Annotated in this window: 19 protein-coding genes; 9 read left to right on the top strand and 10 right to left on the bottom strand. The window is 69.6% G+C overall.

Features of this window, described 5'->3' with window-relative positions; genetic code table 11:
- Nucleotides 1–110 precede the first annotated feature (110 nt).
- On the top strand, nt 111–791 hold the full coding sequence (locus tag AMYBE_RS0140285) for a GntR family transcriptional regulator (RefSeq protein ID WP_020665085.1): 681 nt from the start codon (nt 111–113) through the stop codon (nt 789–791).
- Nucleotides 792–1047: 256 nt separating this feature from the next.
- Here AMYBE_RS0140285 and AMYBE_RS0140280 read toward each other — a convergent pair whose 3' ends face one another.
- On the bottom strand, nt 1048–2688 hold the full coding sequence (locus AMYBE_RS0140280) for a thiamine pyrophosphate-binding protein (protein ID WP_020665084.1): 1641 nt from the start codon (nt 2686–2688) through the stop codon (nt 1048–1050).
- 79 nt (nt 2689–2767) lie between these two features.
- Complete coding sequence (locus tag AMYBE_RS0140275; RefSeq protein WP_020665083.1) at nt 2768–3394, bottom strand: pyridoxamine 5'-phosphate oxidase family protein; 627 nt, start codon at nt 3392–3394, stop codon at nt 2768–2770.
- A 97-nt stretch (nt 3395–3491) separates the two neighbouring features.
- Between AMYBE_RS0140275 and AMYBE_RS0140270 the strand changes: the two genes are divergently transcribed.
- On the top strand, nt 3492–4862 hold the full coding sequence (locus tag AMYBE_RS0140270) for a WS/DGAT/MGAT family O-acyltransferase (protein ID WP_020665082.1): 1371 nt from the start codon (nt 3492–3494) through the stop codon (nt 4860–4862).
- 412 nt (nt 4863–5274) lie between these two features.
- On the opposite strand, the gene AMYBE_RS0140265 is transcribed toward AMYBE_RS0140270, so the two are convergent.
- Genes AMYBE_RS0140265 through AMYBE_RS0140255 form a run of 3 tightly spaced genes read right to left on the bottom strand, consistent with a single transcriptional unit; the run spans nt 5275 to nt 8091 of the window.
- Nucleotides 5275–5754, bottom strand: a complete 480-nt coding sequence (locus tag AMYBE_RS0140265; protein WP_020665081.1) for a MaoC family dehydratase — start codon at nt 5752–5754, stop codon at nt 5275–5277.
- Nucleotides 5755–5779: 25 nt separating this feature from the next.
- Nucleotides 5780–7162, bottom strand: coding sequence for an amidase (locus AMYBE_RS0140260; RefSeq protein WP_020665080.1), 1383 nt, complete (start codon nt 7160–7162; stop codon nt 5780–5782).
- Nucleotides 7159–8091, bottom strand: coding sequence for a D-2-hydroxyacid dehydrogenase (locus tag AMYBE_RS0140255; protein WP_020665079.1), 933 nt, complete (start codon nt 8089–8091; stop codon nt 7159–7161). Before AMYBE_RS0140255 ends, AMYBE_RS0140260 begins: the two co-directional genes overlap by 4 nt.
- Nucleotides 8092–8254: 163 nt before the next feature.
- On the opposite strand from AMYBE_RS0140255, the gene AMYBE_RS0140250 reads away from it, so the two are divergent.
- From AMYBE_RS0140250 to AMYBE_RS0140240, 3 genes are read left to right on the top strand one after another with little or no spacing between them, the layout of a single operon-like run.
- Entirely contained in the window at nt 8255–8995 is a 741-nt protein-coding gene (locus AMYBE_RS0140250) for a maleate cis-trans isomerase family protein (RefSeq protein ID WP_020665078.1), read from the top strand.
- 46 nt (nt 8996–9041) lie between these two features.
- Complete coding sequence (locus tag AMYBE_RS0140245) at nt 9042–9776, top strand: maleate cis-trans isomerase family protein (protein ID WP_020665077.1); 735 nt, start codon at nt 9042–9044, stop codon at nt 9774–9776.
- A 3-nt stretch (nt 9777–9779) separates the two neighbouring features.
- Nucleotides 9780–10469, top strand: coding sequence for a GntR family transcriptional regulator (locus AMYBE_RS0140240; protein WP_020665076.1), 690 nt, complete (start codon nt 9780–9782; stop codon nt 10467–10469).
- A gap of 68 nt (nt 10470–10537) precedes the next feature.
- Here AMYBE_RS0140240 and AMYBE_RS0140235 read toward each other — a convergent pair whose 3' ends face one another.
- The 4 genes from AMYBE_RS0140235 to AMYBE_RS0140220 all read right to left on the bottom strand — a co-directional run bounded on the left by AMYBE_RS0140235 (nt 10538) and on the right by AMYBE_RS0140220 (nt 14158).
- On the bottom strand, nt 10538–11041 hold the full coding sequence (locus AMYBE_RS0140235; protein ID WP_020665075.1) for a GNAT family N-acetyltransferase: 504 nt from the start codon (nt 11039–11041) through the stop codon (nt 10538–10540).
- 65 nt (nt 11042–11106) lie between these two features.
- On the bottom strand, nt 11107–11574 hold the full coding sequence (locus AMYBE_RS0140230) for a DUF4262 domain-containing protein (RefSeq protein WP_020665074.1): 468 nt from the start codon (nt 11572–11574) through the stop codon (nt 11107–11109).
- 68 nt (nt 11575–11642) lie between these two features.
- A complete protein-coding gene (locus AMYBE_RS0140225) occupies nt 11643–12698 on the bottom strand; it encodes a tartrate dehydrogenase (RefSeq protein WP_020665073.1) in 1056 nt (351 codons plus the stop codon).
- Entirely contained in the window at nt 12695–14158 is a 1464-nt protein-coding gene (locus AMYBE_RS0140220) for an NAD-dependent succinate-semialdehyde dehydrogenase (RefSeq protein ID WP_020665072.1), read from the bottom strand. The genes AMYBE_RS0140225 and AMYBE_RS0140220 overlap by 4 nt, the downstream gene beginning before the upstream one ends.
- A gap of 93 nt (nt 14159–14251) precedes the next feature.
- On the opposite strand from AMYBE_RS0140220, the gene AMYBE_RS0140215 reads away from it, so the two are divergent.
- From AMYBE_RS0140215 to AMYBE_RS0140195, 4 genes are all read left to right on the top strand, one after another.
- Complete coding sequence (locus AMYBE_RS0140215) at nt 14252–15508, top strand: aspartate aminotransferase family protein (RefSeq protein WP_020665071.1); 1257 nt, start codon at nt 14252–14254, stop codon at nt 15506–15508.
- Nucleotides 15509–15511: 3 nt separating this feature from the next.
- A complete protein-coding gene (locus AMYBE_RS0140210) occupies nt 15512–16012 on the top strand; it encodes a DUF3830 family protein (protein ID WP_020665070.1) in 501 nt (166 codons plus the stop codon).
- A 948-nt stretch (nt 16013–16960) separates the two neighbouring features.
- The gene (locus AMYBE_RS0140200) at nt 16961–18340 is read left to right on the top strand and encodes an FAD-binding oxidoreductase (RefSeq protein ID WP_020665069.1); all 1380 of its coding nucleotides are present in this window, start codon (nt 16961–16963) and stop codon (nt 18338–18340) included.
- A gap of 5 nt (nt 18341–18345) precedes the next feature.
- On the top strand, nt 18346–19908 hold the full coding sequence (locus AMYBE_RS0140195; RefSeq protein WP_020665068.1) for an acetolactate synthase large subunit: 1563 nt from the start codon (nt 18346–18348) through the stop codon (nt 19906–19908).
- Here the strand turns inward: AMYBE_RS0140195 and AMYBE_RS0140190 are convergent.
- Nucleotides 19905–21242: an MFS transporter gene (locus tag AMYBE_RS0140190; RefSeq protein WP_245573445.1), complete on the bottom strand. Its 1338-nt coding sequence runs from the start codon at nt 21240–21242 to the stop codon at nt 19905–19907. The genes AMYBE_RS0140195 and AMYBE_RS0140190 overlap by 4 nt on opposite strands.
- Nucleotides 21243–21377: the final 135 nt, after the last annotated feature.

Raw genomic sequence — 21377 nt, 5'->3', positions numbered from 1 at the left:
CTCAACCAGGCGGTCAACTGGGGAAATAGTATATGATTCAGCGCGGTACTCGGACCAGCTACCGTGACCCGCACACCCCGCTGCAGCGGGCGGCGAGGAGGGGGCCAGCGATGTCCACGACCCAGGGAACGGAAGCCGGGCTCAGCAAGTCCCAGCGCACCTACCAGGTGCTGAGATCCCGGATCACCACCGGCGCGTACCAGGCCGGGCACCGGCTGGTCCTCGGCTCGCTGGCCAAGGAGTTCGAGGTGAGCACCGTCCCGGTCCGCGAGGCGGTCCGGCTGCTGCAGGCCGAAGGCCTGGTGCACTTCGAACGGAACGTCGGCGCGACGGTCGCCGCGATCGACCCGGTCGGCTACGAGCACACCATGCAGATGCTCGCGATCGTGGAAAGCGCCGCCACCGCACTGGCCGCCCGGCACCTCACCGACGACGACCTGGCCGCCGCGACCGGCCTGAACGACCGGATGCGAGCCGGCCTGGACGCGCTGGATCCCGTCGAGTTCACCCGGCTCAACCAGGAGTTCCACGAGATCCTCTACTCGCGCTGTCCCAACCCCAGCCTCGTCGACGTCGTCAAGAAGGGCTGGGCCCAGCTCGCGACGATCCGCGACTCGACGTTCTCGTTCGTACCCGCCCGCGCGGCCGCCTCGGTCGCCGAGCACGACCAGCTGCTGGCCCTGATCCGAGGCAGGTCCGGACCAGAGTGGATCGAACACTGCGCCAGGTCACACCGAACGGCGACCCTGAACGCCTTCCTCGGCTGGGACGCCGACGCGCACCACAGCTGACTCCGCCTGACCGACGGGCCTGGTACGCAACTGCGGAGGTCCTTGAAGGGCTCCTCGAGGGAATCTGATTCCCTCGAGGAGCCCTTCACCGACCTCTGCAGTGGCCGGTCGAACTCCGAGCTCGCACGCGGCGCGTTCGTGACCCGGCAGTCGATGAACGTGCTGCTCCAAGCCCTGGAGCGAGACGGCTATGTGACCAGGCCCGCGGAAGCGCCGGCCGGAAAGGCTCTCCCCGCCCGGCTCACGCCGCGCCGCGTCAACGCTTCCGGTACCACCGCGGCGAAGTGTTCAACGGCGGCCGCAGCTTCGCCCGCACCACCAGCACGTTCGGCTCATCCGACTCGACCGACTCGCTCAGCAACCGCCGGAACGCCCGGCCGAACCCGGAAACCCGGTCCGCGTGAATCCCGAACGCCCGGGCCAGCCCGACGAAATCCGGGCTGTCCCAGTCGACCCCTCGCCGCGGCAGCCCTTCCTGGTCCTGGTCGTACCGCAACATCCCGTATCCGCCGTCGTCCACCACGACCACGGTGACCGGCAGCTGTTCCTCCGCCAGCGTAGCCAGATCCCCGATGCCGTAAAGAAAACCACCGTCTCCGGTGACGCACAGGACCCGCCCGCCGCCAGCCGCCTCCACCGCGGCACCGGCCCCGAGCGAGGCCGGGAACCCGTACCCGAGCGTCCCCCACCCCATCGGATAGGCCAGCCGCCGGGGTGCCCGGACCCGATGGAACCCGCCGATCCAGTACCCGGCCACGCACATGTCCGTGACGATCGTCGCGTCCGCAGGCAGCACTTCCTCCAAAGTGGACAGAAAGTCGGCGGCCTGCGGTTCCTCGTTCCGGATCCGCTGGCGCACCCGCCGCCCGATGCCGGCCAGCCGCGCGGTCAGCTCGGCCAGCCCGGGCCGCGGTTCCAGGTGCAGCGATTCGACGACCCGGCGGGCATCGCCGACCAGGGTGACGTCCGGCCGGTAGTTCTTCGCCGCGTCGTCCGCGTCGACATTGACCGCGATCAGCTTCGGCGGTGCGGGCATCAGCCAGTTCTGCGTCATCAGCCCGTCGAAGTCGGTGCCGATCGCGAGCACCACGTCGGCCTCGTCCCACAGCTGGCCGACCTCCGGCGCGTGCACCGGATTCGGGGCCAGGCAAGGATGATCCGGGGGCAGCAGGCCGCGCGCGCCGAACGTGGTGATCACCGGCGCGGCGATCCGTTCGGCGAGTTTCCCGACGGCTTCGCCGGCGTCCGAGCGCAACGCGCCGCCGCCTGCCCAGATCAGCGGGTTGCGGGCGGATTCCAGCAGCTTGGCCGCGCGGGGCAGGTCAGGCAGGTCGAGCACCCGCTCCGACAGCGGCGCGGGCGGTTCGCGCGGCGGCGTGGTCTCGCGCAGGAAATCGGTCGGAATGCCCAGATAGACCGGGCCGCTCTGGGGCATCAGCGCCAGCCGGGCGGCACGATGCAGGGTGATGCCGATCTGGTCCGCGCGATGCACCGTGAACCCGGCCTTGGTCACTGGCGCGAACATCGCCTGCTGGTCGGAGGTCTCGTGCAGCACACCGCGGACTACCCCCGGGCGGCGCAGTGTGGACGGGATGTCGGTGGCGATCACCAGCACCGGCGCCGCCGACGCCGTCGCCTCGCCGACCGCGCCGAGCGTGTTCGCCGCGCCCGGGCCGGTGGTCACCAGCGCGACGCCGAGTTTCCCCGTCCGGCGCGCATAACCGTCGGCCGCGTACCCCGCGGTCTGTTCGTGCCGGACGTTGACGAGGCGAATCCCGGTGTCCGCCAACGCCTCCCACAGCGGCAGGTTGTGCACCCCCGGCAGGCCGAACACCACTTCGGTCCCGAGAGCCGTGAGCGCGTCCCCCAGCTGCTGAGCTCCAGTCCGTCCTGCCACGCCAGCGATGGTATCCGCCTTCTGTAAGCAGCCGCAGACACGTCACCGGACACGGATTGTCAACGCCCGTCCGGGCGGTTCAGCCGTACATACGCTGGGCGTATTCCGGACCGTAGTAGCGCTCCAGCTCGGCGAGCTCGTCGTCCGGCCGTTCCAGCGCCTTCGCGATCCGCGCGCGCGAGGCGACCGCGTCCGGGGCCCAGGTGGTGTCGTCCCAGAGCTTCGACCGGAGAAACGCCTTGGCACAGTGGTGGAAAACCTCTTCGATGTCCACTACGAGAGCCAGCTCCGGCCGGTGCCCGCGCACGATCAGCTCATCGAAGAACGGGGCGTCCCGGACGATCCGGGCACGGCCGTTGATCCGCAGCGTGTCGGCGCGCCCGGGAATCAGGTAGATCAGGCCGACGTGCGGGTTGGAAAGAATGTTGTGGAATCCGTCGGCGCGCCGATTGCCCGGCCGTTCCGGGATGACGATCCGGCGGTCGTCGAGCACGTGCGTGAACCCGGCCGGATCGCCCTTCGGGGAGACGTCGCAGGTGCCGTCGGCCGCCGACGTCGCGATCAGCACCATCGGGGACGCGGCGAGCCAGTCGCGGTCCAGCGGGTGCAGCGCCGGCCGGCTCTTGTCGGCCACCCGCTTGAGCGGTGGCGGCAGCAGTTCGCGCAACTGCTCCGGAGTGGTCACCTCGACGAATCGGTCGCTCATGATCCCAGCGTAGAGACCGGAGCCTCCTGGTTTTCCTGCGTACACTCCGGGGGGCCGCGGACAACGAGGCCCGCGAGGCGCGGAAAGGGGTGGCCGAATGCCGTTGATGCCAGTGACCGACTCGATGTTCCTGATGGTCGAGACCCGCGAGCACCCGATGCACGTCGGCGGGCTCCAGCTGTTCCGCAAACCCGACGGCGCGGGCGAGGACTACCTGCGCGACCTGCGCCGCAGCCTGCTCGATTCGGACAACATGCGCAGCGTCTTCCGGCTGCGCCCGAGCCGCCCGGTGAACACCGTCGGCCACCTGCGCTGGTCCAAGGACCAGGATCTCGAACTCGACTACCACTTCCGGCATTCGGCGCTGCCGCAGCCGGGCCGGATCCGGGAACTGCTCGAACTGACGTCGCGCTGGCACAGCACGCTGCTCGACCGGCACCGCCCGCTGTGGGAAACCCATTTGATCGAGGGACTGCGCGACGGCCGGTTCGCGGTGTACTCGAAGATCCACCACGCGCTGATGGACGGTGTTTCCGCGTTGCGCCATCTGCAAGGCACCCTGTCCGAGGACCCGGCCGACCTGGAATGCCCGCCGCCGTGGGGCTCGCGCGGCAAGTCCGGCGCGAGCCGGAACGACCGCGCGCCGGTGTCCCCGCTCAACCTGGTCGGCAAGACGTTCGAACAGGTCGCGGGTATCGCCCCGGCGGCGGCGAAGGTCGCCCGCGAGGCGTTCCGCGAGCACCGGCTGACGCTGCCGATGCAAGCCCCGCGGACGATGTTGAATGTCCCGATCGGCGGAGCACGCCGGTTCGCCGCGCAGTCCTGGCCCCTCGACCGGGTGCGCGCGGTCGCCACCGCCGCGAGCGTGACCCGCAACGACGTGGTGCTCGCGATGTGCGCCGGCGCGCTGCGCGACTACCTGATCGAGCAAAGCGCGCTGCCGGACGCGCCCCTGGTCGCGATGGTCCCGGTGTCCCTGCGCCGCCGCGACGCCGGCGACGCGACCGGCAACAACATCGGTGCTCTGCTGTGCAACCTCGCCACTGACTTGACGGACCCGGCGGCGCGGCTGGCCGCGATCTCCGAGTCGATGTCGAACGGCAAGAAATTGTTCTCACAGCTGTCGCCGCTGCAGACGCTGCTGCTGTCGGGCATCAACGTGGCCCAGTTGGGCGCGTCGCCGATCCCCGGTGTGGTGGGCAATACGCGGCCGCCGTTCAACCTGGTCATCTCGAACGTTCCCGGACCGCGCAAGCAGATGTACTGGAACGGCGCGGCGCTCGACGGTATTTACCCGGCGTCGGTGCTGCTGGACGGGCAAGCGCTGAACATCACCCTGACCAGCAACGGGGACAACCTGGACTTCGGCGTCACCGGATGTCGGCGGAGTGTGCCGCACCTGCAGCGGATTCTGACGCACCTGGACACGGCGCTCGCTGAGCTGGAGGGGGCCACCGGCGCTCGGTAGAGCAGAGCCGGCCGGCCGGAGCGTTCCGGCCTTCGGGCGTGGTTTGCCAGGCTGCCCGGCCGGGCTGAACACCCCGATATCCAGTTGACGGCCACGGGAAACTCGCGACGTGAGCCTCCGGGAGCCGTTGCGGCATCGCAGTTTTCGCGCGCTTGCCGTCGGCAGCAGCTCTTCGGCGACGTCCTCGCCGAGCGTCTTCTGGGACGTTCACTGCAGGAGCACGTCCCGGCAGACCGGCTCGCCCGCGGGTACTCCCACGACATGCTCGGGTCGCTCGCCGCGGTGGCGGTCGGGCAGATCGCGGCAGGCCCCCTCGTGCAGCACCTCGGGCGCGAGACAGTACTGCTCTCCTGCGGGGTGCTCATCCTCGTTTCGACCGGGCTCGCGCTGTGCTGCCGCGAGATCCGTCAGCTCACGAACCAGCCGACGGCCGCACTGACAGGAAGTTGACCGCGCTGGCGGCGAACACCAGTTCTCCGTCGCCGTTGAACATCTCCATCCGGGTGCGCACCAGTCCGCGGTCCGGCTTCGACTTCGACAGCCGCGCCTCGGTGACGGTCGCCCGCACCCGCAGCCGATCCCCCGGCCGGACCGGGCGCGGCCAGCGCAGCTCGTCCACGCCGGGGCTGCCGAGGCTCGCGACCGCGGAAAGATAGTGGTCGGCGAACATCCGCATCATCAGGCTCGACGTGTGCCATCCGCTCGCGATCAGCCCGCCGAACGGACCGTCTTTCGCCGCTGCCGGGTCGACGTGGAAGCTCTGCGGGTCGTACTTCGTCGCGAACTCGATGATCTCGGCTTCGGTGACCGTGGTGTCGCCGAACTCGTACACCGACCCTTCCGGGTAGTCCTCGAACCAGCGGTCGTCGATGGGCGCGGTGAACTCGGTCATGCCCGACAGCCTGCCACCACCGGGGTTAGGGCGCGGACCAGGGCCGGACCTCCTCCAGCAGCTTCGCGACCGCCAGCACCAGATCGTCCGAATGCCGCGGCCCGACGATCTGCAGGCCGACCGGGAGGCCGGACTCGGTGCGCCCGGCCGGGACGCTGATGGCCGGCTGCTGCGTCATGTTGAACGGGTAGGTGAACGGCGTCCAGTCCGGCCATTCGCGCATCCCGCTGCCCGGCGGAACGTCGTGGCCAGCCTCGAACGGCGGGATCGGGACGGTCGGCGTGAGCAGCACGTCGTAGCGGGTGTGGAACTCGCCCATCCGGATGCCGAGCGCGGCGCGTTCGGCGGTCGCGTCGAGGTAGTCGCCCGCGGAGTAGGTGTGGCCTTTTTCCCATACGCGGCGCAGGCCAGCGTCGACGCGGGTCTCGCTGCCCGGCGGAAACGCGTCGAGCGACTTCGCCGCGCCGGTGGACCACAGCACGTCGAAGGCTTCGCGCGGATCCGCGAAGCCGGGGTCGGCTTGCTCTACCTGCAGTCCGGCATCCGCGAGCGACTGCACCGCGGACGCGACGATCGCCGCGACCTCCGGGTCAACGTCGACGTAACCGAGCGTCGGCGAGTACGCGGCGATCAGCCCGCGCACGTCCCGCCGCACTGCCTCGCGGTAGACGCTGACCGGCGGTGCGAGAGCGGACGGATCGCGGGGGTCGGGGGCGGCCAGGACGTCGAGCAGCAGCGCGGTGTCGTCGACACTGCGGGCCATCGGCCCGGCGTGCGAGAGCGGGCCGAACGGACTCGCCGGGAACAGCGGGATCCGTCCATGGGTCGGCTTCATGCCGACAATTCCGCAGAACGACGCGGGAATCCGCACCGAGCCGCCGCCGTCGGTGCCCACCGACAGCTCGCCCATCGCCGCCGCGACCGCGGCCGCGCTGCCGCCGCTGGACCCGCCAGCCGTCATCCGCGGGTTCACCGGGTTGCGAGTGATGCCGGTGAGCGCGCTGTCCGTGACGCCTTTCCAGGCGATCTCCGGCGTGGTCGTCTTGCCGAGCACGACCAGGCCCGCCTCGCGCATCCGCGCCATCACCGGGCTGTCGACGTCCCACGGCTGGTCGACCGGGATGCTCGTGGAACCGCGCAGCGTCGGCCAGCCCTGGGTCAGGAAGATGTCCTTGATGGACGAGGGAACGCCGTCGAGCCAGCCGATCGGGTTGCCGTCGCGCCAGCGGCTCTCCGCCGCTTTCGCCTGCTCCAGCGCGCGATCAGCGTCGACCAGGCAGTAGGCGTTGATCTCGCCGTCGCGTTCCTCGATGTTCGCCAGCGCGCTCCGCGTCGCTTCGACCGGCGAGATTTCCCCGGTCGAGTAAGCGGCGACGAGCTCGCTGGCAGTCAGTTCCCGGTCACTCATCCAGCGCCTCCGCGCGATTCGGACGGCACGTAACCGAGCCGTTTGTCCACGACGTTCCACAGCGGTTCACCGGCCACCCAGCGCCGGAAATTCGCCGCGAACACCTCGACCAGGGTCGCCCGCCAGCCGACGAAATCACCGGACATGTGCGGCGACAGCAGGACGCCCGACATCGTCCACAGTGGAGACTCCGCGGGCAGCGGCTCGGTCTCGAACACGTCAAGCGCGGCCCCGGCGATCTCGCCGGACTCGAGCGCGGCCACGAGATCGGAGGTGACCACCAGTTCGCCGCGCCCCACGTTGACGAACCGAGCGGTCGGCTTCATCGCGGCGAACGCGGCCGAGTCGAACATCCCTTTGGTCTGCTCGGTGAGCGGTGCCACCGCGATGACGTAGTCGTAGCCGGGCAGGTGCCGGGTCAGCTCGGCCGAGGTGTGCACCACGCCGAAATCCGGATCGCCCACGCGCGCCCGCCGCCCGGCCCCGGAGACGCGCATCCCGGTCGCGCGCAGCATGCGCGCGATGGCTCGCCCGATCGGCCCGGTGCCCACGACGAGCACTTCCCGGCCGGCGATCCGTTCGGTCTCGCGGTGCTGCCACGTGCCGGCGCGCTGCAGGTCGAGCGACCGCGCGAAGTCCTTGGCGAACGCGAGCACGACGCCCAGCACGTACTCCGCGATGGCGTCGTCGAAGACTCCGCGCGAGTTCGTGAGCGCGACGTCGCTCTCGACCAGCCCCGGAAAGAGCACCGGGTCGACGCCGGCGCTAGCGATGTGCAACCACTGCAGCCGATCCGCCGCGGACCACGCCGCCGGGACGGCAGTGGACAGGAAGTCGTAGACGAAAAGCGCGTCGGCCCCGGCCAGTGCTCCCGCCAGCCCGCGCGCGTCCGTGTAACGAACTGCCGCCGTTTTTTCGATAGCGGCCATGTCAGGTGGGGGTTGATCCCCGCAGAGCACAGCCAGCACGGGGTTTTCCGGGGCGATCACGATTGACACGGTAAAAGTGGCTCGTATGATTGTCAACAATCCGAGGAAGACCCCCGGAGCACCGGACGTGTCATCTGCACAGGCGTATTCCGGAGGCTGAGCCTTGGATCTGGACTTTCTCGCGTTCGACGGGCCGCTGGCCCAGCGCGGCATCGGTGTGATCGCGCCGTTCGACCTCGCGCTGGAGCGCGAACTGTGGCGCTGGGTGCCCATGGAGGTGTCCCTGCACCTGGCCCGCACCCCCTACGAACCGGTTCCGGTCAGCATGGAGATGGCCCAATTGGTGAGCGACAGCCGGCACCTCGCCGCGGCCACCCGCGACGTGCTGCACGTGGAACCGGAGGTGGTCGCCTACCTGTGCACGTCCGGCAGCTTCGTCAACGGCATCGACTACGAACGCTCGCTCACCAAAGCCATCTGCGACGCGGGCGCACCGGACGCGGTCACCACCTCCGGTGCCCTCGCCGAGGTGCTGCACCAGCTCGACCTGCACCGGGTCTCGGTGCTCACCCCTTACGACGCCGACCTCACCGGCAAGCTCCACGACTTCCTCGCCGAACTCGACGTGGCCACCGTGTCCAGCGACCACCTCGGCCTGGGCGGCGGCATCTGGAAGGTCAGCTACCGCACCATCGCCGAGCGGATCCTGGCCGCGGACCACCGCGACGCCGAAGCGATCTTCGTCAGCTGCACCAACCTCCCCACGTTCGACCTGATCGAGCCGCTGGAGAAGGCACTGGGCAAACCGGTGCTGACCGCGAACCAGCTGACCATGTGGGCCTGCCTGCGCCGGATGCGGCTGCCGGTGGTCGGCCCTGGCCAGTGGCTGCGGGAGGTGTCGTGAGCGGTCCCGCTAGCATTGTCGACAATCTGCGCATCTCGGAGGTTTCGTGACCACGATCGGCTTCATCTACCCCGACCACGCGGCCGAGGACGACTATCCGCTCGCGGAACAGCTTCTCGGCGGCGCGGACGCGCCCGAGGGCGGCATCCGGCTTCCGGTGGCGCACATCTACGGCACCGACCTGCACGCCGTGCCGGAGCTGCTCGACCTCGGCAGCGAGGCCCGGCTCGCCGAAGGCGCCGGTCTGCTCGCGAAGCACCAGCCGGACGCCGTGGTGTGGGCGTGCACGTCCGGCAGCTTCGTGTACGGCTGGGACGGCGCGCGGAACCAGGCTGACCGGCTCGCCGAGGCGGCCGAGGTACCCGCTTCCAGCACCTCGTTCGCCTTCGTGCACGCGGCGAAAGCCCTCGGCGTGCAGCGGGTCGCGGTGGCCGCGAGCTATCCCGACGACGTGGCGCGGCTGTTCGTGGACTTCCTCGCCGCCGGCGGCGTGGAGGTGCTCTCGATGTCGAGCGCCGACATCGACACCGCCGCCGAAGTGGGCAAGCTCGCCCCCGAGGCCGTGGTGGACCTCGCGGTGAGCCACGACCACCCGGACGCCGACGCGGTGCTGGTGCCCGACACCGCGATGCGCACGTTGGGCGAGATCACCGCCATCGAGGAGAAGCTCGGCAAGCCGGTGCTGACCGCGAACCAGGTGACGGTGTGGGAGGGCCTGCGGCTGACCGGCGCGACCCGGCTGGTGCGTTCGCTGGGCGCGTTGTTCCGGACGAGGGGCTGAACCGTGGTCGCGTTGCCCGACATCGAACCGGTGAGCCGCGAGTCGACCGCCGCCGTGATCGCCCGCCAGCTTCGCGAGGCGATCATGACCGGTGCGTTGCCACCCGGGACACAGCTCGGCGAGACCGACCTGGCGGCTCGCTTCCAGGTCTCGCGCGGCCCGCTGCGCGAGGCGATGCAGCACCTCGTCTCGGAGGGTCTGCTGCGCAGCGAACGGCACCGCGGCCTGTTCGTGATCGACCTCGAACCGGCGGACGTCTTCGACATCTACCTCGCCCGCTCCGCGGTGGAACGAACCGCGCTGCAGTGCGCCTTCCGCGGCGATCGCGAAGCGGTGGCCACGATGCTGGAGCAGAACGTGGCCGACATGGCGGCGGCCGCGGACGACCCGGCCGCGCTGTCCGAAGCGGACCTCCGGTTCCACGAGGCGCTGATCAACGCCTCCGGCAGCAAACGGCTGGCGCGGATGGCCCGCACGCTGCTGATCGAGACCCGGATGTGCCTGACGCTGCTGCAAAACACCTATCAGGGCGTCGAGGATCGACTGGAGGAACACACCCGCATCATCGAAGCGCTGCGGGCAGGCGACGAGGACACCGCGCTGCGTCTGCTTGAGGCGCACATGGAAGACGCGATCAGCCGGCTGCTTCCGGGCCGGAGCTTGACGGACCGGCCTGTTCCGGCCGAGGGTTGACGCTCCCCCGCGCGGGGAGCGCCACCGGCGCAGCACGGACCGCGGGGGCCCTTCGCCACACCGGCCGGTCAACCGGTCGACGGCTCGCCGGCGGCGATCCAGTACCTCCGTACCGCGCCGTGACCGGTGTGCCGGATCTCCTCCAGCACCCCGCCGGCGCGTTCGATTGTCTTGGCGGAAGCCAGGTTCTCCGCCTGGCACACCAGCAGCGCTCGTGACAGGCCCAGCCGCCGGGCTTCGGGCAGGATCCGGGTTACCGCCCAGGACGCCAGCCCTCGGCCGCGCGCGGAGGGACGGATGCCGAAGCCGACCTGGCCGGCCCACCGCACGTAGTCGGCCGGTCCAGCGCGCACGGCGATTCCGCCGAGCACCTGGCCGTGCTCGACCAGCCAGCGGTACACCACCCGGTCCTTCGCCAATGCGGTTACCCACTCGGCGAAGCCGGCTGGCGATTCGACCGAGTCCGCGGCCGACAAGCCGAACCCGTCTTCGTGCCGGCCCGGACCCCACTCCCGGTGGGCGGTCAACCAGGCGAGACGCAACCGGACGGTGGGCGCCAGCAGTTCGGGCATACCTCGATCCTACCCGTGCCGTTCGGACAATCTCGTTGCGCCGCAACGGAAAGAACACCGTTGGCTCAGTCATGGCGCACTCCCAGCACCGGCTGCCCGCCCTGGCCGCAGTTGTACTCCGGCGACCACGGGAACCAGCCGAAGCCGTCCGCGTGCACGACCTGCACTGCCTGAATTTCCTGGCCGTAGCAGGAAACTGCGAGATGCAAGTGCGCCGCGGGCACGCTCAACGGCACCGCCTCCAGCTGCGGCAGACCGGGCAGCGACCATCGCTTGCCGGGCTCCGGCGGTCCGCTCAGCAGCGTCTGATCAGCCACCGCGTTGAGTACGCGCGCCGCGAGGTGCGGTGCGACGCCGGTGACCACCAGTTCCGGCAGGCCCTGCGCGGTCAGGCCCGCGGTGTACGCCCAGGGCGGCCGGGTCTCTGTTCCCAGCACGCCCTGGACGCACCAGCCGTACTCCCTGATCCGGTTCAGCGCCTCGGTCAGGTACCGCTTCCCGGCTCTTTCCGGTTCCTCGCACATCTGGCACATCGGTGCCTCCTCCCTCCTCGACCCGTCGGCGGGTCGGGAAGAGTGAAGCGCGGGGCACCGACGAAAAATCAGCGAAGCGTTTCCGCCACCGCGGTGCCGAGCCGAGTTGTGCTAGCGGTTCCGCCGAGGTCCGGCGTCAGCGTTTGACCGGCTGCCAACACCTCGTCGACCGCTGTCCGGACCGCCTGCGCCGCAACGGTTTCACCGAGGTGGTCGAGCAACATCGCACCGGCCAGGATCTGCGCCACCGGGTTCGCGATGCCCTGTCCGGCGATGTCTGGAGCACTGCCGTGGACCGCCTCGAACATCGACGGAAGCTCACCTGATGGGTTGATATTTCCCGACGGTGCCATGCCCAGTCCGCCGGTGATCGCGGCGGCCAGGTCGCTCAGAATGTCGCCGAACAGGTTCGACGCGACGACCACGTCGAGCCGGTCCGGCGCCTGCACCATCCGGGCCGCCAGCGCGTCCACATGGCACTGTTCCGCGCGCACCTCGGGGTACTCCGCGGCGACCTCGGCGAAGATCGCGTCCCAGAACGGCATCGAGTGGATCAGGCCGTTCGACTTGGTCGCCGACGTGACGTGCCGCGAACGCGTGCGCGCGAGGTCGAACGCGTACCGGATGATCCGTTCCACCCCGACCCGGGTGAACACCGACTCCTGCAGCACGAACTCGTCCGGGCGGCCGGCGTTGTGCCGTCCGCCGATCTCCGAGTACTCGCCCTCGGAGTTCTCCCGGACGATCACCATCTCCAGCTCGTCGGCTTTCCGTCCGGCGAGCACCGACGAAGTCCCCGGCAGGAGCCGGACCGGCCGCAGGTTCACGTACTGCTGGAACGCTCGGCGCAGCGGAATCAGCAGGCCCCACAGCGAAACATGGTCCGCCACGCCGGGGAAGCCGACCGCGCCGAGCAGGACGGCGTCGAAACCGGACAGCTGCTCGACGCCGTCGTCCGGCATCATCGCGCCGGTCTTCGCGTACCGCTCGCAGCTCCAGTCGAATTCGGTCCACTCCAAGGAGAATCCGTACTTCGTCGCGGCCGCGTCGAGCACCCGGCGCGCCTCGATCGTGACATCGACCCCGATCCCGTCGCCCGGGATGCTCGCGATCCGGTGTGTCACAGGTTCACCGCGATGTACTTGGTCTCCAGGAACTCGTCGATGCCGACGGTGCCGCCTTCGCGGCCGAGACCGGACTGCTTGACCCCGCCGAACGGCGCCGCCGGGTTGGAAACGATGCCCTGGTTCAGGCCGACCATCCCGGCCTCCAAGCGTTCCGATACCCGCAGCGCGCGCTTCAGGTCGCTGGTGAACAGGTACGAGACCAGGCCGAACTCGGTGTCGTTGGCCTTCTCGATCGCCTCGTCCTCGGTGTCGAACGGGGTGATCGGCGCGACCGGGCCGAAGATCTCTTCCCGGGACAACCGGGCGGCGAGCGGTACGTCGGTGAGCACCGTCGCCGGATAGAAGTGCCCCGGACCGTCCACGCGCGACCCGCCGGTGAGCACTCGCGCGCCCTTGTCAGTGGCGTCCTTGACCAGCTCCGTCACCTTCGCCACGGCAGCCTCGTCGATGAGCGGGCCGACCACGACGCCGTCGTCGGTGCCCCGGCCCATCGGCAGTGCCTGCATCCGTTCGGTGAGCCGGCGGGAGAACTCTTCGGCCACGCCGCGCTGCACGTAGAACCGGTTCGCCGCCGTGCACGCCTCGCCGATGTTGCGCATCTTGGCCTGCATCGCACCCTCGACGGCCGCGTCCAGATCCGCGTCCTCGAAGACCAGGAACGGCGCGTTTCCGCCCAGTTCCATCGACGTGCGCAGCACCTTCTCCGCGCACTGCTCCAGCAGCTTCCGGCCGACCGCGGTCGAGCCGGTGAACGACAGCTTGCGCGCACGGCCGTCGCGGATCAGCGGCTCCATCACGCCGCCCGCGTCCTTGGTTGTGACTACGTTCAGCACGCCTTCCGGCAGCCCGGCGTCGGCGAGGATCTGGGTGAGCGCCAGCATCGACAGCGGCGTCTGCGCGGCGGGCTTGATCACCATCGTGCATCCCGCGGCGACCGCCGGGCCGATCTTGCGCGTGCCCATCGCCATCGGGAAGTTCCACGGCGTGATGAGCAGCGTCGGGCCGACCGGCTGACGGGTGATCAGGAACCGGCCCGTGCCGTTCGGGGCCACCGCGTAGCCGCCGTCGATGCGCACCGCTTCCTCGGCGAACCAGCGGAAGAACTCGGCGGCATAAGTGATCTCCCCGGCGGCCTCGGCCAGCGGCTTGCCCATCTCCAGCGTCATCAGCAGCGCCAGCTCGTCGCGCCGCTCGATGAGCTGGTCGTAGGCCCGGCGCAGGATTTCCCCGCGCTCCCGGGGCGCGACGGCGGCCCAGCTCGACTGCGCCGCAGCGGCCGCGTCGAGTGCGGCGAGCCCGTCTTCCGGCCCGGCGTCGGCGACCTGGCACAGCACCTCGCCGGTGGACGGGTCCTGCACGTCGAAGGTCTTCCCGCCGCGGGCGGGGACCCACTTGCCGCCGATGAAGAGTTCCTTGCCGACCGCGTCCACTACGCCGTTCTCGGTGATCCCGCTCATCCAGCTCGCTCCTGTTCCTGTTGTCCCGGACTCATGCTATGGATATTGTCAACAATCGACAACCGTCGGACCCGCATCACGGGAGGACACCGCATGGCCCAGCTGTCCCCGCTGCTCAAGCAGGCAACGCCTGTCGTCGTCGACCACGGTGAAGGGGTTTACCTCTACGACGTGGACGGGAAACGTCACCTGGATTTCACCGCCGGGATCGGGGTGACCAGCACCGGGCACTGCCACCCGCGCGTGGTCGAAGCCGCGCGCGAGCAGATCGGCAAGCTCGTACACGGCCAGTACACGACGGTCATGCACAAGCCGCTGCTCGACCTCACCCGGCGGCTCGGCGACGTGCTGCCGTCCGGGCTCGATTCGCTCTTCTACGCCAACTCCGGCAGCGAAGCGGTGGAGGCCGCGCTGCGGCTGGCCCGCCAGGCGACGAAGCGGCCGAACGTCATCGTGTTCCAAGGCGGGTTCCACGGCCGCACGGTCGCCGCCGCGACCATGACCACCTCCGGCACCCGGTTCAGCGCGGGCATCTCGCCGCTGATGGCCGGGGTGCACGTCGCCCCGTTCCCGTACGCCTACCGCTACGGCTGGGACGAGGAGACCGCGACGAAGTTCGCTCTGCGCGAGCTGGACTACCTCTTCCAAACCGTCTCCGCGCCGAACGAGACCGCCGCGTTCTTCATCGAGCCGGTGCTCGGCGAAGGCGGCTACGTGCCGGCCAACACCGAGTTCCTCGCCGGCCTGCGCGAGCGCGCCGACCGGCACGGCATCCTGCTCGTGCTCGACGAAGTGCAGGCAGGCTTCGGCCGCACCGGCAAGTTCTGGGGCCACGACCACTTCGGCGTTCACCCGGACGTCGTCCTGATCGCGAAGGGCCTCGCCAGCGGCTTCCCTCTCTCCGGCATCGCCGCTTCGGAAGAGCTGATGGCGAAGGCACTCCCTGGGTCGCAAGGCGGCACGTACGGCGGCAACGCGGTGTCGTGCGCCGCGGCGATCGCGACGCTGGACGTCATCCAGGACGAAGGCTTGGTGGAGAACGCCGCCGAGCGCGGGCGTCAGCTGCTGGACGGCGCGCGCATCATCGCGGACAAGACGCCCGCTATCGGCGACGTACGCGGCCTCGGCCTCCTCGTCGGCACCGAGTTCACGACAGCGGACGGCGAGCCCGACACGGCCACTGCGCAGGCCGCGCAGCAGGCAGCTGCCCGCAGCGGACTGCTGCTGCTCACCTGTGGCGCGTACTCGAACGTCGTGCGGATGGTGCCGCCCCTGGTCGTCAACGCGGAGCAGGTGGACGACGCGCTGCGCATCTGGGGCGAGGTCGTCGCTTCGGTCACGGGGAGCTGAGACATGGCGCGCTACATCACCATCACCCTCGACAAGCGCGGCGTCACCTGTCGCGCACGGCTGCTCGACGACGAAGCACCGCGCACCTGCAAGGCAGTGTGGGAGGCGCTTCCGCAAAGCGGTTCCGCCTACCACGCGAAGTACGCGCGCAACGAGGTCTACACGCTCGTACCGCCGTTCGCCGAACCGAAGCCCGGCCGGGAGAACCCGACCATCACCCCGATCCCGGGCGACGTCGTCTACTTCGGGTTCGAAGCGTGGGAGATCGGCAACCCGGCGTACGGCTACGACGAAGGCAGCGAAGCGCACAGCGACCAGGGTGCCACGGATCTCGCGATTTTCTACGGCCGCAACAACCTGCTCATCAACGGCGACGCGGGCTGGGTGCCCGGCAACGTGTTCGCGACCATCGAAGAAGGGCTGGCCGAAATGGCCGAGGCCGCGCAGGACCTGTGGCTGCGCGGCGTGGAAGGCGAGACGCTGTCGTTCGCACGCGCTGACTGACGGAGCTTCGGCCAGCCGCAGATTTCGTCCGTGAAAGGCCCCTTGAGGGACTTAGATTCCCCCAAGGGGCTTTTCACGGACGGCGGACCAGCACCGCAGGGGCTGCCCAGGTAGCTCTTCCGCCTTGGCAAACCCCTGGCACAGGCAGTCACCGTCAGCTTCGAGGCACCGCCGCATCACCGCATCCAACCGCGACCGCCGCGTTCGCCCCAGCGGAGCCACCCCATCCCGCCGAGTGAACCCGCCCTAACCCTCCGCAAGCGCCCCGCCGGCCCAAGAATCCCCTACCACATAAGGGATCTCGGCCTGATGATCACCCGGTGGCGTGAACCTGAGCAACTCACCAATCGTGGTGCGGCATTCACCGGTTCGAGGGGTCGCGCCGCCCAGTTGTCGCAATGCGCTTCTGCTACCCAGGGTGATCGAGCCGCGCGGCGACTACGAACCGTGGCGAACGTCCGCCGCCGACCCCCGGCGGCAAACCCGAAAGCCTTACATGTTTAACATGGGAAGATTCCGCTGCCGCCGATCCGTTGCCAGCGCTGGGAAATCCGCGGTTTTGACAGTGCGGTCCGCCGATGAAAATCTGCGTTCGCTCCTCGCGAGAGCACCACTGAAGAAATCCGAAACAAGGAGCCCCTCAATGCAGATGTTCACCCAGCACGTGCACCACGGCCACGACCTGATCTCGGGTCTGCTCGCCCACCTGGCGCACGTGCTCGGCTGGCTCGTCTGACCGGCACCGAGGATTGACACAGGGGCCGGCCTGTTGGCGCGGGCCGGTCCCTGCTTCAGCGGAAGACTTCAGCGGAAACTCCCAGGCCACGCCTAGCGTGGCCTTTTTCGCGTCCACAGCCCGCGCTCTAACGTGAAAAATATTCATAGCCAGCACGGTGCGGGAACGGCTAGGCTGCGGCCACTACGTACGCGCGCGCACGAGGGAGTGGCATGAGCGAGATCGCAACACAGCTGGCAGGCGCGGTCGGCGCCGGAAACCTGCTGACCGGTGACGCGATCTCCGACGATTACGCGCACGACGAGGCGCTGAGCACGCCCGGTCAGAAGCCCGCCTACGTCGCGAAGCCGGCCACTGCCGAAGAAGTCTCCGAGCTGCTGAAAATCGCCGCCGCAGCGGGCATCCCGGTGACCGCGCGCGGCTCCGGCAGCGGATTGTCCGCGGGCGCGCGTCCGGTCGACGGCGGCCTGCTCGTGTCCTTCGAGCGGATGAACTCGGTGCTGGACATCGACACCGGCAACCACGTCGCCGTGGTCCAGCCCGGCGTCACGCTGGCCGAACTGGACGCGAAGACCGCCGAACACGGTCTCACCTACCCCGTCTACCCCGGTGAACTGAGCGCGAGCCTCGGCGGCACGGTCGGCACCAACGCCGGCGGTATGCGCGCCATCCGCTATGGCGTCACCCGCGGCAACGTCTCGGGGCTGCAGGCAGTGCTCGCGACCGGCGAGATCATCCGGACCGGCGGCAAGATGTCGAAAATCTCCAGCGGCTACGACCTCACCCAGCTGATCATCGGCTCGGAAGGCACGCTCGCGCTGGTGACCGAGGTGACCGTGAAGCTGCAGCCGCGGCTTCCGCACGGGGCCACCGTGCTCGCTCCGTTCGACGACTTCGACCAGGTGATGGCGGCGGTGCCGAAGATCGCCGCGAGCGGACTGGCCCCGCAAATCCTCGAGTACATCGACAACATGACGATGGCCGCGATGGTCTACAACGACAAGCTGGAACTCGGCGTGCCGCCGGAGATCCGTGACCGTACCCAGGCCTACCTCGCGGTCGCGCTGGAGAACCGGGTGGCCGACCGGCTCGGCGAGGACGTCGAAACGCTCGGCGAATTGCTGGTCGAGCTCGGCGCGACGGACGCGTACGTGCTCGAGGGCGGTGCTGCGCGCAAGCTCATCGAAGCGCGGGAAAAGGCGTTCTGGAACGCGAAGGCAGCGGGCGCGGACGACGTGATCGACGTGGTGGTGCCGCGCACCGCGATGCCGCTGTTCCTCAACCGCGCCCGCGAACTGGCGATGGCGACCGGCGGCGGCGCGATCGGCTGCGGGCACGCCGGCGACGGCAACGTCCACCTGGCGATCTTCTGCAAGGACCCGGAAACCCGCTCGCAGCTGCTGACGGACATCTTCGGCTACGCACTGGAGCTGGGCGGCGCGATCTCCGGCGAGCACGGCCTCGGCCGCACCAAGACGAAGTACTACGGCAAACTCGAAGACCCGGTAAAGCTCGATCTGCTGCGCCGGCTCAAGGACAGCTTCGACCCGGCCGGGATCCTCAACCCCGGCGTCCTGTTTACCGGAAAGTGAGCACAGTGAGCACGCTCAACGGCGCCCAGTCCCTCATCCGCACGCTCGTCGACAGCGGGGTCGACGTGTGCTTCTCCAACCCTGGCACCTCGGAGATGCACTTCGTCGCCGCACTCGATTCGGTACCGGAGATGCGCGGCGTGCTCGCGCTGTTCGAAGGCGTCGTGACCGGTGCCGCGGACGGGTACGCACGCGTCGCCGGTAAGCCCGCCGCGACGCTGCTTCACCTCGGCCCTGGCCTTGGCAACGGCCTCGCGAACCTTCACAACGCGCGGCGCGCGTACACGCCGGTGGTCAACGTGATCGGCGACCATGCGACCTATCACAAGCAGTACGACGCGCCGTTGGAGTCGGACATCGACGCCATCGCGAGCTCGCTCGAAGGCTGGGTACGCCGGTCTGAACACACGAAGGACGTCGGCGCGGACGCTGCTGCCGCAGTCGCGGCATCGCAGGACGCGCCGGGTCGAGTCGCGACACTGATCCTCCCTGCCGACGCGTCGTGGGGCGAAGGCGGCGAAACCTGCGCACCGATCCCGCCTCGCGTATCCCAGACCGTCGATACGACGAAGGTGCAGAAGATCGCCGACGTACTGCGCAGCGGCGAGCCGGTAGCGCTGCTGGTCGGCGGCGCTGCCTGCCACGAAGCCGGCCTGCGGGCGACCAACCGGATCGTGACCGCGACCGGCGCGAAGGCGTTCGCCGAGACCTTCCCCGCGCGGATCGAGCGCGGTGCCGGCCTCCCGAACATCGAACGGCTCGGATATCTGGCCGAGCAGGCGAAGTACCAGCTGGACGGGATCAAGCACCTGATCGTCGCCGGTACGAAGGCTCCGGTGTCGTTCTTCGCGTACCCGGGCATGCCGAGCGAGCTGACTCCCGAAGGCGCGCAGGTACACGTGCTCGCGACTGTCGGCCAGGACGTGGCGGCCGCGCTGGAAGCGGTCGCCGCGCTCGTCGCCGCGGACACTCAGCCGGTGCTGCAGGAGGCGAGCCGACCGGCATTGCCGAGCGGTCCGCTGACCGTGCAGAACTGGGTCGACGTCATCGGTGCGCTGCTGCCGGAAAACGCGATCATCGTCGACGAGGCGAACACTTCCGGTCTCATGCTCCCGGCCGCGACCGCGGGCGCGCCCCGGCACGACGTGCTGACGCTGACCGGCGGCGCGATCGGGTACGGGATGCCGGTCGCGGTCGGTGCCGCGGTCGCGGCTCCGAACCGGCCGGTGGTCAACCTCGAATCGGACGGCAGCGCGATGTACACGATCTCCGCGCTGTGGACGCAGGCGCGCGAGAACCTCGACGTGACCACGGTCGTGCTCAACAACAACGCGTACGCGATCCTGCGGATGGAGCTGCAGCGGGTCGGCGCGACCGGGGACGGCCCGCGCGCGAAGGAACTGCTGGACATCGGACGGCCGGACCTGGACTTCGTGAAGATCGCCGAGGGCATGGGCGTCCCGGCGACTCGCGCGACGACCGCGGAAGAGCTGGCCGAGCAGTTCGCGCGCGCGATCGCCGAGCCAGGACCGCACCTGATCGACGCGGCCGTCCCGCCGCTGCTCTAGACCCGGGCGAGTTCCGGGCTGGCAGCACGGACCCGCGGCACCACCGCGGTCAGCGCCAGCCCGGCGACCGCCGCGACCGCGGCCACCACGAAGGTGGCGCGGAAGCCGGCCAGCGACGGCACGGTGAATGTCCCGACGGTGATGGTCAGGTGCGCCAGCATGGTGGCCATCACCGCGCTGGACGTCGAGGTGCCGACGGAACGCATGAGCGAGTTGAGCCCGTTCGCCGAAGCCGTTTCGGTGACCGGCACCGCGCTCATGATCAGCGCGGGCATCGCGGCGTAAGCGACCCCGACTCCCCCGCCGATGATCACCGACGCGATGATCAGCTCAATGGCGTTGCTCATCAGGAAAATCGCGAACACGTAGCCGACCGCGATGACGATCGCGCCGGTCATCAGCGTGACGCGCGCGCCGTACCGGTTCGTCAGCCGCGCGGAAACCGGCGAAAGCGCCATCATGACGAGACCGTTCGGCGCGAGGCACAGTCCGGCCTGGACCATGCTGAGCCCGAGACCGTAGCCGGTCGCCGACGGTGCCTGCAGCAACTGCGGGAACGACAACGCCATCGCGTACATCGCGAAGCCGACGAGCACCGACGCGAGATTCGTGAACAGCACCGGCCGCCGCGCCGAGACCCGCAAATCGACCAACGGTTCCCGGCGGCGCAGCTGGTACCACCCCCACGCGGCGAGGACGATCACCGCGGTCGCGGCGAACCCGAGCGTCGCCGGGCTGCCCCAGCCCCATTCGCCGCCCTTCACGATCGGCAGCAGCAAGCTGGTGAGGCCGACGACCAGGCCGAGCGCGCCGAGGAAGTCGAACGGCGCGGGCGTGCGGACCGGCGATTCCGGGACGAACCTCACGATCAGCAGCGCACAGCCGAGCCCGAGTCCGGCCGAGCCCCAGAACAGCACGTGCCAGTCGGCGCGCTCGGCCACGATCGCCGCCAGCGGCAACCCGATCGCGCCGCCGACCCCGAGCGTCGCGCTCATCAGCGAAATCGCGCCGCTGACGCGTTCCGGGGCCAGCTCGTCGCGCATGATGCTGATGCCGAGCGGGATCACGCCCATCGCGCACCCCTGCAGTCCGCGGCCGACGATCATCAGCGCCAGAGAACTGGTGAGCGCCGAGACGACCGAGCCGGCGATCAGCAGCGCCAGGCTGGCGAGAAGGACGCGCCGTTTGCCGTACAGATCGCCGAGCCGTCCGGCCACCGGCGTGATGACCGCGGCGGCGAGCAGCGTGACGGTGACAACCCAGGACGCGTCGGTCGACGTGGTGTTCAGCAGTCTCGGGAACGCGGGGATCAGCGGGATGACCAGCGTTTGCATGAACGACGCGACGAGGCCGCAGGACGCCAGAACCACGATGATCGCCCGGCCGCCCGGCTGTGCCACTGCGTACCCCGTTTCGTATGCCGTACCGGATTCGCACCGTACCGGGCGGGACGGGAGGAACGGGCGGTA

This window comes from Amycolatopsis benzoatilytica AK 16/65, from assembly GCF_000383915.1.
Classification (GTDB): domain Bacteria; phylum Actinomycetota; class Actinomycetes; order Mycobacteriales; family Pseudonocardiaceae; genus Amycolatopsis; species Amycolatopsis benzoatilytica.
This window is presented reverse-complemented; position numbering and strand designations above follow the sequence as displayed.